Origin of the sequence: Rhodococcus sp. UFZ-B548 (assembly GCF_903819475.1) — a bacterium.
GTDB classification, from domain to species: Bacteria; Actinomycetota; Actinomycetes; order Mycobacteriales; family Mycobacteriaceae; genus Rhodococcus_F; species Rhodococcus_F erythropolis.
The window spans coordinates 31,453-43,719 of record NZ_CAIJDS010000062.1 but is presented as its reverse complement, the minus strand read 5'-3'; the positions used below and the strand labels follow the sequence as shown (position 1 = coordinate 43,719).

Here is a 12,267-nt window from a genome sequence, read left to right as displayed (position 1 = left end):
ACTGATCGAGGAGGAGCGTGCGCGCCTGAAGGATGTGGCGCTTCAGGTGCGCAAAGGGGGTCGAGGAGCAAACCCGCCCAATCCGGCGCTAAGGATTTACCGCACATAGTGTCATACTATGTGCGATCGGATAACGGGTCGATGCGCCCCAGTCGGGCGACTCGAGAACCTGTGCGCGGTAGTAGTTCGAGGTTGATGACATGGGGCGGGTTCACAGGTTGTCGACGTCGGCGAGTGATGTGCGGCTGGCCGATGCAGTACAGATCTACTTGGCGACGATTATGGTGTCGAACACCCGCGCAACCTACGCGGCGGCGCTGAATCGGTTGGTGGTCGACTTCGGGGCGGATACGAATGTGGCGTTGCTGGGCTCGGAGCCGGATCGGGTCAGTGGCTGGTTCACCTTCGTGTGGGGTGGCAAGTCGGCGAAGACGTTTAACATCCGATTGACTGCGCTGGGGTCGGCGTGCGCATATTGGCGCGATCAGCAGTGGTTGGCCGGCGATCCGTTAGTGCGGTTGCGAACGCGGCCCGCACCGCCGGACACCAGTAGGGCGTTGAGCAAGGATCGGGTCACCGAGATCTTGGGATCGGATGCGGCCCAGAGGGAACAGGTGTTATGGCACATGCTCTACGAATCCGCGGCGCGTGCCGAGGAGGTGTTGATGCTGGATGTGCCCGACCTCGACACAGCGAACCGCTGCGCGGAGGTGACACGCAAGGGCGGGGCACGCGAACTCTGAACCACCCTGGATCTGATGGAGACCTGGTTCAAGCCACGTCGCGGTCGGAGGTGGCTGTCGAGCGTTGTTGACGGTACTCGTTTTCGTAGTCGATGGGCGGTTGGTATCCGATCGAGGAGTGCAGGCGGCTGGTGTTGAACCAATGCACCCAGGAAGCCGTCTCGCGCTCGACCTCGCTGCGCCCGCTCCACGACTTCTGCCGGTCGATCAGCTCGGTCTTGTACAACCCGATCGTCGATTCCATCAACGCATTGTCGAGCGCGTCGCCGACGCTGCCGATCGATCCAGCGATGCCGGATTCGATCAACGCCTCGGTGAACGCCAGAGACGTATACTGGGAACCCGCGTCCGAGTGATGGACCAAACCCGTTGCAGTGAACGCGAAGTCGGACCGGCGACGTGTGAACAATGCTTGCTCGAGTACACCCGACACCAGCGGCGTCGCCTTCGTCGTCATGACCCTCCACCCGAGAATCCGGCGGGAGAACACATCGACCACGAACGAGGTGTACACGAAACCAACCAACGTCCAGCAATAAGTAAAATCGGCAACCCACCACTGGTCCGGTTGAGTCGGCGCGCCCCACTGCCGGGCAATCAGATCCGGATGTCGAGGGGCACGATCATCGCGTTCGGTGGTCACCGTACGCCGGCGTCCGCGGACAACACCCTCTGCTCCGCAGATCGTCATCAACCGAGCGACCTGATCGCGGCCGATCTCGTGACCAGCGCGTTTCATTGCATGCCAGATTTTCTTGGCTCCGTAGAGGCGTCTGTTTGCCACGAAGAACCCGTGAACGGTGTTCGTGGCGTACGCCTCTTCCAGTGCCGCTGCGGAGACGGTGCCGCGTTTCTTGGCGGCGTAGTAGGTGGACGGGGCGATCTTGATGCCGTGCTCTTTGAGTACGGTGCAGATCGGGTCGACCCCGAAAAGGTGGCGGTATTCGTCGATGTACTCGACGATCACCGAAGTCGGCGGTCGACCTCCGCCGCTGCGAAAAACGCTGACGCTGTCTTGAGAATCTCGTTGGCTCTTCGCAATTCGGAGTTCTCACGCCGTAGCGCCTTCAACTCCTCGTCGCGGTCAACTCCTGCGACGGGCCCGTGTGCCTCGGTGGCCGGATCGTTCTTCTCGATCCAGTTTCGGATCGTCGCCGGGTTGATATCGAGCAGAGCCCCGACGTGCTTACGGGCCGTTACTTTCGGCTCGCCGTACTCCTTGAGCCGGTCGCGATACATCCGAACTGCCCGCTCCCGCGTCTCAGCATCGAACTTCCTTGGTGCACCCATATCTGCATTCTCCTGGTGAGATCACAGTCTCCACCAGCCCCAGGGTGGTTCACTCGTCGCGTGGCAGAGCGCTACCGCGCGCCTGTTGCCGCGGATGCTGGCCGACCGCACGAGCGGTCCACTGTTCCTCACCGCCCGAAAAGCCCGATCGTCCGTGGCTGCACGCGATGTCGACTCGTCGACGGGGCGGGCACGGCTGTCTTATCGGCGCGCGGCCGAGATGTTCGAAGGCCACACCGTCCACTACGACGACGGCCCGTACACGCTGCACCAACTACGGCATTCACGGCTGACGCATGCGGCCGAGGATGGCGCGTCGATGCCGGTGTTGATGACGCTGTCGGGTCAGATGTCGGTGCGAGGCCTTGTCGAGTACGCAAGAATCTCCGACGATGGGCTACGGCGCTTTCAGGCCGAGAGCGATCCGGCGGCGCGTCGGCCAGGGCGGTGATCGGCGCAGTGAGTCGCACCGTCAATCGCTCTCGTGGGCATCGGGATCGCGCAGCGGCCGGTGTGTTCCACCGAGGTCTGGTAAGTGGAAGGCGTAGTGGCCGTCGATACCGATGTGGGTGCGGATAAACGCCGATAGTCGCTGCGCGTCGGCGTCGAGCACCGGATAGCCCTGCGCGCGTAGCTGTTCCAGAGCGCGGTTGGTGTATAACGTATTCCACAGAACTGTGCAGTTGAGCACCAACCCCAGTGCGGAGAGTTGATCTTCCATGCCTTCGTAGTAGGTACGGGTCATCTCCCCCTTCTTTCCGTGGTAGATCCGGCGCGCCAGGTCGTGACGCCCTTCTCCGAGATTGGCCTGAATCTTGCCTTCCCTGCGGTACGGTTCGTCGTCGGCCAGGCGCAGGATGTGCAGGGTTTTGAAGATCCGCCCATAATGGGCGATCGCTTGACCCAAGGGGGTAGGTTTCCCGTCCCGGGAGATCATCCGGGTGACGTCGTGAGCGGAGACCTCACACTCGTTGATCGACACTGCAACTCGGCACATGTCCTCCCAGTGCGCGGCGATCTTGTCGGTGTCGATGTGACCCCGAGCGGCCTGGTTGAGTGGCCCGTAGTCCGCGGACCGGTCGAACCGCCATAACCGCTGATCGGGCAGATTCGCTAACTGCGGCCGGTATCTCTTGCCGATCAGGTGCATCAGACCGAACACGATGTCGCTGTAGGAGCCGGTGTCGGTGACGATCTCGTCGGGAGCTTTTCCGCCCTGCTGAAGCTGCACCACATCGATGAAGTTCAGGGAGTCGCGGGGCGTCCCGGACACGACCTTGGCCGCCAGCCCGGCGGACTGGTCGTTGAGCATGTTCAACCAGGTGATCCCGCGCTTACGGCCGAAGTACTTCGGGTTCGGTCTCGCGTGGATGGTGCGGACCGGAACCACGAACCGCATACCGTCCACCGAGGCGAGTAGCCCACCACCCCACAGCTGCGCCAATTCGATCTCGGACTGGGCCTCTACCAGCTCGACGTTGGCCGCAGTCAACGTCTCCACGCGAACGTAGTTCTGGTCGACATGGTGCAGACGGTCACGGGTCAGCGCGTGAACACCAGGGCTGGTCACCGGTGTGAAACCCACGTTCATCGCGTGCGCGCACAGTACGGCCGCGACCGACAATCCGAGATCGGCGACGCGGGCACCGTTGCCGGAGGCGTGGGTGAACGACTCGGTGAACCGGGGCACCCAGGACATGACTTCCAAGACCAGCTCGGGCAGGTCGACCTCGGGCAACATTGTCTGGACCCGGCGACGTAGATCGACCAGCGACGGCGGGTCCGGTTCTGCTTTCAGCGAGGCGAGGTGGAGACGCCCGTCCTCGCCGACGCTCGCCGGACCGTCACTGTCCAACCTCGCGGCGACCTCACGGTAGGCAGTGTCCATCGTGGCGGCATGCTCGGCGAGCAGCGGTGCCGGATCGCCCGGTAGGTTCAACGCGTTCATCCCGGCCTCGCGGGAGCGATCCCATGCTTGCCCGACCAGCAGCTGGGCTCGAGGGTCACGCCATCGCGTCGAGTGCGGGGCAAAGATGTTGCGATACTTGAGATGTCGATGGAACTGCTCCAGTAGGCACAAGGTGTAGGCGGCGCGGTCGACCGTCTCCGGTGGCCGAGGATCGCGATAGACCAGCCTCTTCCAGCCGCCACCGATGAGATCATGGTCGATCTGGCGGGCATCGAGCCAGCTCGCGGGTAGTTTCGACTTCGTCGACATCAGCTCACCGAGGGTCTTCATCGCTGCCAGTACCGCCGCACCGTCCGCGGTCGCTCCGAACGTCACGGTGTTCATCAGCCGGGGCAGGAACACCCGGACCGTGGCCAAGCGTCCCGCCAACTCTTCCAGGCGCTGCCCATCGAGTTCCGCGTCATCGACCGGCACCAACTCGTCGATCACCGCTACCGACGCGCGCAGCTCACTTTTGGTCGCGATGTTCTCGATCAGATCCCACAGCATGTTGACGCTGAGGTTCGGCTCGACCTCACTCATCTCCAACAGCATCTTGACCGCTGCCGAGAGCTTGCCTGCATGACGTGAGACGCGTGGGTATCGGCGCAGCTTCTCATCGCGTGACTCACGTTCGGCCTTCGACATCAGGTTCGTGACCATCAAAAGATCGAACAACTCGAGCACGTCATCAGTTGCCCTGTTCGACAGCACTTTCACCGTGGCGACCAGCACCGCCAGGCGATTGCGGCGGGGCTCGATGCGCCGCAATGTAGGGGCCTTACTCGATAGCCCGTAGGTGGCCAGTGCGATCACTCGACGCTGCGGAACCATCGACACATCCAGTGATTGCCCGCCCAGCCCGATGAGGTCGGTCAACCGTTCCAGGGCGTCGAGCATACCCTTCGAGCTGGTCCGGAACACGCCCCGGCGAAGCCGCTCCAGTTCGCTGACACGACGTTTGCCCTCGGGTACATCGAGCAACGCCAGTAGCGCCGAAGCAGAACCAGCAGTGAGTTGATCGGTCAGCTGACTCCACAACCGCTGATCAGCGGCCTGTCGCCCGTCGGTCACCACACGTACCAGAGTGCGGGGACCGGGAAGCAGCGCCTGATGTTCACGTAACCAGTCGACCGCACTGGCGAATATCGCTTTCGGCCCATCGCCGGTGACCCACGCCTGATCGGCGACCCACGCCGCCAACTCCGCCTCGACCTCAGCATAGGAACTCAAGCCGTACTCGCGCTGGATCTCCCAAGCGTGTTCGAGTTTGGTTTTCTTCCGCTCGGTGTACTGCTTCACACACGAGGAGTCCTCGATACCCAACTGCTCGGCGAGATAGTCGACCAGCTCCAGGGGCGCATCGAGCGGATCAGCCAAAAACATTCCGAGTTGGCGGACTGTCACGATCTGAAGGGCGAACCCCAACCGGTTGTAGTCACGACGCCGACCAGCGATCAGCTTCCGGTCCTCGTCATCGAGGTAGAAAAACCGTTCCAGCTCAACACGGGACAACGCCCCGAACCGGCCGTAGCCGCCCTCATCGGTCATGCCGACATGAAATCACCTGTAGGTCCACGCCGCCGACGTCACCGCTCGATGTTCATCGCTTAGCGCCGGATTGGGCGGGTTTTGCTCCTCGACCCCCTGGAAGGGTGGCCTGCGCGGCTGTGGATGTCCGCCGGAGCGAAATTCCTGGTCAGGCTCCTTTGTGGATGTCGGCGTGTTAGCGTGGAAGGTCGCGACAATGCGTTCCCACTGGTCCAGACACATGCGGAACATGTTCCCAGCCGATACCTAACACCCGCGCCGCCGGCCGGCCCAGGGCCATAACTGGCCGTCCGCGCGGGTGTTAGGTATTCGGGGTTACCGGGCCGGCCTGGTGTCGAGCAACGCGGTGGGTGGTTCCTGAAAATCGGAAAACAGTGCCCGGTGGAGTATTTCGGTGACAGATGCGGGCCTCGAATGGATCTGCTGCCCAGTGCGATTCGTCCTCATCGGATTGCTACCGGCGCGGTGGGAGATGTTGCCGGTGCGGTGCCGAGCCAGAGAGTGAGAAGGTCGTCGACACGGCGGCTGATCGTGGCGGGTTCACCGAGACTGGTGGCGACGTGGACGGCGCCCACGAATCCCGCGCACAAGGTTTCTGCGAGCCGTGAGTGTTCGGCTGTGTCATCGAGTTGACCAGTTCGCATTGCTTGCTCGACGATGACGGTGACGGCGCTCGTCCACGCGGTATAAATCTTTGCCGTCTCGTCGACAGCTCGCTCGAGACTCAAGAGCAACCCGGCTCGCGCTACGTGATCGTGGGTGATGATCTCCGCGAGTCTGCGCTGGACGCTCGCGACCTGGCGCAGGGCAGGCTCGTCTGCGGCAGTGACGTCGGCGATGGTGTCGACAAGGACGGTGCCCCATCCTTGCACCAGGTACTGCGCCAGAGACTCTTTGGACGGAAAGTGGTGATACATTGCGCCCTTCGAATCCCCTGCTGTGGCCAGGATGTCGGTGATCCTCGCTCCGGCGTACCCGTCCGTGTTGAAATGTTCGGACGCGGCCGAAGCAATGCCGTCCCGTGTCGCGATCGCTCTCCTTTGGGGCCGCCGCTGGGTCGCTCTCGGTGTGCTTACGGCTGAGTCGTTGTCGATATGATCGTGCACGGTCACAGGTCCTTGTCTGTGGTCAATTGCCCTGACAGTGTTCCTGCACTGTCAGGGCACTTTCATGTGGGTGGTGCGATGAGGCGCGGAGCCGCTTCTCCTGCTGTTCTCAGCTCACGGATGCAAGTTCTTCATCGTGGAAGGTCTCGGCTGACCGCATATCGAAGAGTGGCGGGTTAGTGAAACCTGCTGCGCGAGCTGCGGTGTCGAATCGCTCGTATCGACGCCACGCGGTCGACGTGACAACAGGAGGATTGGAGCTTTGCGCGATCGCTTCCCACGTCAGGGACGGGTCTTTGAGCTTGCGGCGCGCAGTTTCTTTGACACTGCCGGGAAGATCCGATTGCGCAATGAATTGCTCGAGCTCCGCAAAGAGATCGACCTCGGATGCAACGGGATGCAAAGCGTCGGTATCGAGTTCAGGTTCGCTCTCGAAATCGGCCGCGACGACAGTTTCGGGTTCGGCGTGCGGCGAAAGTTCCGGTGCGTAGAGAGCCGGGCTGTTGTCGATATCCATCGGGTTTTGCGCGGTTGCCGATTCCGCTGCAATGTCATTGCCGAACTGCGGCAGGTCGACTGCAAAGTCATTCTCGGGGGCCATATCCGGTTCTTCTTCGGTGCCTGTCACTGCGACGTCAGTGGCGCTCGAGTGATCCGTGATCTGCGTTCGGTAGTCGGCGTATGCGACGCCGGTGGCCTTGACGAGCACTCCCACCCCATGTGTGAAGGCAAGTACGAGCGCCGGAGGTATGACCGCGATAAGGGCTGCGATAGCCGGGTTCAAGGGGACGAATCCGACCTCTCCCCCACCATCTAACGTCACTTGCGCTGCTGCTGCCGCGTGGAAGGCATGGTAAGCGTTGCCGAGAATGCTGATTGCGACGACGCTGCCGGCCAGGGCGATGTAGAAGCCTTTGTCCCAGCCGCTCATTTTGAGCTTGCTCAGGAGAACGATCGCGATGGTGGAGCCGAGTATTGCGCTGTCCACAATGACGGGAAAGATCCATGCAAGGTGTTCGGGGATTGTTGCTTGCCGTGCAAGGTCGCGTTGCACGGCGAATGAGAGTACGAATGCGCCGGTGGTGATTCCGAGGGCGATGAGGATTGCCAGGACCAGCGCGGCAAGTAATGCGCCTAACTGAATTCGTGCGGCCCGCAGACTAAAGTCGGTCATGATCGGGGGTTCCTTCCTAAGGGTGTTTCCCGGTCCGGAGCCTCGCCGGGTGCAAGCCGGTGGGGCTCCTCTTGTCTGATGTATCGAACTGCTCAGTGGTGCTTGGCTTCTGCGGCGGCCCGTTGCTCTCTCGTCGCGAGGTGGCGGAGGAAGAGCATTGCAATGATCGAGCCAGCGATCATGCCGTCGATGAGGACCGGAAATAGCCATGCAAGGTGCTCCGGTATGCCTGCCTGCACGGCAAAGTTACGTACCGCAGCGAATGAGAATACGAGTACAGCGAGAATCGTCAGGGCCAGCGCGAATGGCACTGCTCGCGGCTGGGTCCATATGGCCCGCAGACTAAACTTGGTCACGATCGAGGGTTCCTCCCTAAGGGTGTTTCCCGGTCCGGAGCCTCGCCGGGTGCAAGCCGGTGGGGCTCCTTTGTGTTCGGTTGTTTGTTCTGTCCGTCAAATGCGGATATCCAAATATCCTTATGTACGTAAATGCGGATATACGTAAATACGGATTTATGTGCGCCGTGACAGAACTTCGCGCTTAACCTGGCTACTTAGGCTCGGGTCTGCCAAAAGTCGTTCAACAAGGACGACGAGAATCTCCTGTGCGGTGACGCGAGCGACGCCCAAGTCGCGGGCGGCTGCGCGCTGCCAGTCCCCGAGTCTGTCGTTTTGGTCAGGTGAGAGATCGACGTTCTTGCGAACGCTTCGTTGCAACGGTGGGACGGTATTTTGCTCGCGAACTTGCGGCCTACTTTGCGGTTCCGTGGGCGCGACAGGTTGCCGGAGTTCGGCTGGCTCTTGCGCAACTGGTTCCGGCACCTTTTTCACTGCATTTTGCGCTCGTTCGGCGTTTGCGCGGATGCGGTCGGCGGCGGCACTCATGCTGCGTCCTCATTTCCGATTTCGAGAAGTTCTTCTACGGCGTCGCCGTATGCAGTGTTTGCCGCGTTGACGATCGGCAGTCCGAATGCCTGGGCAAACTGTTCGCGGCGTCCGACAGTTGCTCTGAGGACGTGGTCACCTTCTTCGGTGATCATTTCCCGAAACACGTCAGTGGAACTCGCATTTGGGATGGTGCGGGTGAGAAGGACTGCGAAGACAGGATCGCGTGCATCGTCTCCGCGTAGCTCAGCCGCTTCGTCAAGCAGTTGGCGCACGGCCGAGAGCCTGCTGAACTCCATCGTCGTGGGAGCGAGTGGGCAGATGACGTGAGTCGCGATGCGCACCGCCGAGAGCACGATTCCTCGCTGCTCCTTCATGGGTGGGGTATCGATGATGACGGCGTCGTACTTGTTGTTAGCGATACCGGGGAGCTGCTTGTGCAGGTTGTTGACTGGCATTCCGATGACCGGGAAGGGCCAGTCCCCCAAGCTTTGCCAGTTCAGCAGCGATTCATTTTCGCCGTCCGCGTCGACTCCTAGAACGTTGAGTCCGGCCTCGTGCAATGCGTGACCAAGGTAGGCCGCGGTGGTGGTTTTGGTCGAGCCTCCCTTGAGGTTCGCGACTGTGAAGACAAGCACTGGCACTCCTTCCGCGTTTCAGTAGATCCGTATGTACGGATTTCCGCGTACCTGCCGAGGTCCGTTTCCATGAGAATCCGTGTAAGCGAATTTGCGGAGACGCGGATATGCGTATTTAAGAATTTCCGCATATGCGGAGGTCCGTAGATCATCTTACACGGAGTTGCGGAGAGTCGCTTATACGTATTTACGTATTTACGTATTTTGCATTGCGGGCTACAGCTACTTGGCACGCAAATCCGCATATACGGATATACGGATTTTTGTGCGCCGATGCAAAAAGCCAGTTCAAGTCACTTTTCTCTGACATCGAGAAGTTGTTCGACACCCGTGGTCTTGACAGCGGCGCACAGTGCAAGACCTCCTGTGACATAGGAAGTCGTCGCTGACCTCACCCGGCAAGTGCGACCAACCGCGAAACAGTAGCGTCAATATTTTCCGCTGTTGCATCAGCTACTAACAGTTCTAACCGTCTCGGGCCATGTAGCTGACGTAGCAGGGAACGGGAGCGAGGGCACTGTCGGGCAGCCTCTCCCCATGTCTGCCCGACAGGTGTCCATTTCCAATCAATGAAAAAACGAAACGTCACAACTGTGCCTCTGTTTGAGGCCGAGTCGATTCCTGCGCCGGCGCGGAGGTGTACCGCATCCCAGTGTGGGTTCAGTCCGCGTTGCAGAAATACCATCCGTCGATGCTGCGGACGCTCCACGATCTCGCCGACGCTTGGGACTCGGCGCCTGAGCCAGGGAGCGTGTCGACGTGGCCTCGGATGCGAACAAGCTTCTTTTGGGCGTGATCGGTCTATCTCTGGGTTCGGCCAACGACTTTTCGTCCTTCTCAGCCGAGGAACACCCGTTCGTTGGCGTGATGTCGAGGGTTCTCGAACATGTGAACCGCACTTCGAGCGACATTCCTTTCCTTCGTAGATTGCGCGAAAATCGGGCTGACCTGCAATATGAGAAGGACATCGAGTGCGTTTGGCCGGTCGTGAATAACGACATAGCCGAGCCTCTAGCTGAGGACGATTCGTCGGACTTGATGTTCAACAACACTGATAACGAAACTGGGGAAAAGCTCAACCGGTGAACATTCGGAACCAGATGTTGACGTTTCTAGTCGCTGGCAATGAGACGACGGCGGGAACGATCACCTTCGCGTGTCTTTTTTCGGGTTGTCTCTCGGATAAATAACCCCCACGGCAACGACCGACCCGAATTAGGCCTGAGTCCCGCGACTTCGACGTGCATCGCTTGCCGAAGCGGTTCGATGTGAGGTCTTTCGACGCGGATCTCATCGTCGAGTCCGGCTTTTCAGCTGTTGTGCGATGGCGGCGACGGCCGCTCGGCGAGCTGGGCTGTCCGGTCCGGCTGCGTGGGCATCGCGGCGGTTCCATTCGGCGCGAAGTGCTTGTTGTTGGTCGATCCGACGTTTGTCCATCGCGGCTTCGTGGGCTTTGAGCGCTCTGGCCGGCGGGCATTCGAGGTCCGAGGATGTGATGATCCGGGCGAGGTAGCCCCACGGGTTTTTCGGTTGGTGCAGGATCGAATGCGCCAACGAGTAATCCCTAATCGCTTCAACGACGTCGTCTGCGTCCCACCCGGCGCGTGCTGCTTTCGTCAGAACGCTTGCCCAGGACTTCGCGCCATGATTTTTCACCCAGGACGGCATGTCCGGGTGCTGGATGCATTTCGATGCCAGCAGTAGTGCTCGTGGTTCGAAGGCCGCTGCCCGTTTGCCCTTCTTCGAACGGGTGCCGTTGTCCTTGCGGTGCGCAGCACCCCCTTTTTTCATGTTCTTCGCTGTAGTAAGTAGCTCTCTAGGTAAGAAAAAGTGCTTTCCCCTCCTACGGAGGAGAGGGGTGACATTTTCTTGTTCGAGCAGGTCCTGAACGCGTGAGTTATCCACAGGTAGTGCCGGGTTGGTGGACTCGTGGAGTACCGATACCGAGCACCAGCCGCGGGAGCGGTCCCCTCGGCGCCAGGATTCGATGCGTTCGGCCAAGGTGCGTAGTCGGCCCGGGATCACTTCGGTGAGGATGGAGAGGGCTCGGGCGAGGGCTCGAGCGCGTTGGACGGTGCGGCGGCATTTGCCGGTGGAGCGGACCATTCCGGTGCGGCGGCCGTTGCGGCGGACGTAGCCGACGGGGGTGCGGCAGTCTCGGCCGTTTTTGTCGTCGGCGCCGGCAGACATGTCGGTCATCACGTCGAGGAAGGTTTTCTTCGAGACGGATGGGACGAGCCGGGCGGCGCGCAGGGTGGGGTAGTGCGCTTCGTACTGGGCTGCGGCGTGGGCGATCCAGGTGGCTCGGCTCCACCAGCATTGCGGTGTTGCGGTGTAGGTGCCGTCGGGGATCTCTTGCCGAAGTGGCATGACGAAGAGTCCGGCGGTGCCGCCTTTGCGGCGGTACGGGCGGGACAGGCTGGCGTGTGGAGGCGTAGTGGTGGTCTTCTGTGACGAAGACACGCCTACGAATTTCGGGCCAGACGTTGAAGCTGCGGCAGGGTACAGGTTACCCTGAGACCAGTCCTGCAAAGACGAGTCCCTCTCTGGGAGGGCGGTAACACCGGATCGAGTCGCGAAACTCGGTTCAGCTTTTTAGGAAAGCCCCGGCCTGCTAGCCGGGGTTTTCTGCTTCTAAAGGGTGTTACCGCATCACTGTGTGGTTGTCATCGAGGATCGAACCCTCAGTTGGCCGTCAGGCCGTGATCGGCAAAGCCTCCTGTTGAATCGGGGGGACAAGGTGGTCGAGGTCGGTCGCTGCCGCGACTAGGGCGGCGTAAAAGTCATTCTCGGTCATTCCGTGAGCCTTAGCAGCCGCTTGACCAGCAGCTTTAAGTTCCAGTGGAAGACGTAGCTTCACTTCGGCGCGCATCCCTTTGCTGGGACGGCCCATTTTTCGGGGTGTCCTGTGTGCATCGGCCATGGGGACATAC

General features: G+C 60.9%; 11 protein-coding genes and 1 other annotated feature. Of the genes, 3 read left to right on the top strand and 8 right to left on the bottom strand.

Annotated features, from left to right (window positions below; genetic code table 11):
* Positions 1-200: 200 nt before the first annotated feature.
* Complete coding sequence (gene xerC / locus H7C86_RS32560; RefSeq protein ID WP_232490985.1) at positions 201-743, top strand: tyrosine recombinase XerC; 543 nt, start codon at positions 201-203, stop codon at positions 741-743.
* Positions 744-771: 28 nt separating this feature from the next.
* On the opposite strand, the gene H7C86_RS32555 is transcribed toward xerC, so the two are convergent.
* Positions 772-2,033 (bottom strand): IS3-like element ISRru1 family transposase gene (locus tag H7C86_RS32555; RefSeq protein WP_135422486.1). Its coding sequence is split into 2 segments (ribosomal slippage): positions 772-1,739 and positions 1,739-2,033, totalling 1,263 coding nucleotides; the frame shifts between segments, so codons are not numbered across the junction.
* Positions 1,618-1,749: a sequence feature (AL1L pseudoknot), on the bottom strand. (Overlaps the previous gene by 132 nt.)
* A 154-nt stretch (positions 2,034-2,187) precedes the next feature.
* On the opposite strand from H7C86_RS32555, the gene H7C86_RS32550 reads away from it, so the two are divergent.
* Positions 2,188-2,484, top strand: coding sequence for a hypothetical protein (locus H7C86_RS32550; protein WP_232490984.1), 297 nt, complete (start codon positions 2,188-2,190; stop codon positions 2,482-2,484).
* A gap of 21 nt (positions 2,485-2,505) precedes the next feature.
* On the opposite strand, the gene H7C86_RS32545 is transcribed toward H7C86_RS32550, so the two are convergent.
* The 6 genes from H7C86_RS32545 to H7C86_RS32520 all read right to left on the bottom strand — a co-directional run bounded on the left by H7C86_RS32545 (position 2,506) and on the right by H7C86_RS32520 (position 9,334).
* Positions 2,506-5,532 carry a Tn3 family transposase gene (locus H7C86_RS32545; protein WP_135422487.1) on the bottom strand — a complete coding sequence of 1,009 codons (3,027 nt, stop codon included), beginning with the start codon at positions 5,530-5,532 and terminating at the stop codon, positions 2,506-2,508.
* A gap of 443 nt (positions 5,533-5,975) precedes the next feature.
* Positions 5,976-6,638, bottom strand: coding sequence for a TetR/AcrR family transcriptional regulator (locus H7C86_RS32540; RefSeq protein ID WP_182263048.1), 663 nt, complete (start codon positions 6,636-6,638; stop codon positions 5,976-5,978).
* A gap of 109 nt (positions 6,639-6,747) precedes the next feature.
* Positions 6,748-7,812, bottom strand: a complete 1,065-nt coding sequence (locus tag H7C86_RS32535; protein ID WP_182263047.1) for a DUF2637 domain-containing protein — start codon at positions 7,810-7,812, stop codon at positions 6,748-6,750.
* Between the two features lie 92 nt (positions 7,813-7,904).
* On the bottom strand, positions 7,905-8,168 hold the full coding sequence (locus H7C86_RS32530; RefSeq protein ID WP_182263046.1) for a DUF2637 domain-containing protein: 264 nt from the start codon (positions 8,166-8,168) through the stop codon (positions 7,905-7,907).
* Positions 8,169-8,324: 156 nt separating this feature from the next.
* Positions 8,325-8,696 (bottom strand): hypothetical protein, encoded by a 372-nt coding sequence (locus H7C86_RS37580; RefSeq protein WP_259349367.1) that lies wholly within the window; start codon positions 8,694-8,696, stop codon positions 8,325-8,327.
* Positions 8,693-9,334, bottom strand: coding sequence for a ParA family protein (locus H7C86_RS32520; RefSeq protein ID WP_182263045.1), 642 nt, complete (start codon positions 9,332-9,334; stop codon positions 8,693-8,695). The genes H7C86_RS37580 and H7C86_RS32520 overlap by 4 nt, the downstream gene beginning before the upstream one ends.
* A gap of 759 nt (positions 9,335-10,093) precedes the next feature.
* Between H7C86_RS32520 and H7C86_RS37915 the strand changes: the two genes are divergently transcribed.
* Positions 10,094-10,420: a hypothetical protein gene (locus tag H7C86_RS37915; protein ID WP_182263054.1), complete on the top strand. Its 327-nt coding sequence runs from the start codon at positions 10,094-10,096 to the stop codon at positions 10,418-10,420.
* A 204-nt stretch (positions 10,421-10,624) separates the two neighbouring features.
* Here H7C86_RS37915 and H7C86_RS32510 read toward each other — a convergent pair whose 3' ends face one another.
* Positions 10,625-11,797: a Replication protein Rep gene (locus H7C86_RS32510; RefSeq protein ID WP_182263044.1), complete on the bottom strand. Its 1,173-nt coding sequence runs from the start codon at positions 11,795-11,797 to the stop codon at positions 10,625-10,627.
* Positions 11,798-12,267 lie beyond the last annotated feature (470 nt).

Excerpts from the sequence above, each read along its gene's own strand:
- H7C86_RS32545 (WP_135422487.1), bottom strand. The coding sequence starts at position 5,532 with ATGACCGATGAGGGCGGCTACGGCCGGTTCGGGGCGTTGTCCCGTGTT.
- xerC (WP_232490985.1), top strand. The coding sequence starts at position 201 with ATGGGGCGGGTTCACAGGTTGTCGACGTCGGCGAGTGATGTGCGGCTG.
- H7C86_RS37580 (WP_259349367.1), bottom strand. The coding sequence starts at position 8,696 with ATGAGTGCCGCCGCCGACCGCATCCGCGCAAACGCCGAACGAGCGCAA.
- H7C86_RS32535 (WP_182263047.1), bottom strand. The coding sequence starts at position 7,812 with ATGACCGACTTTAGTCTGCGGGCCGCACGAATTCAGTTAGGCGCATTA.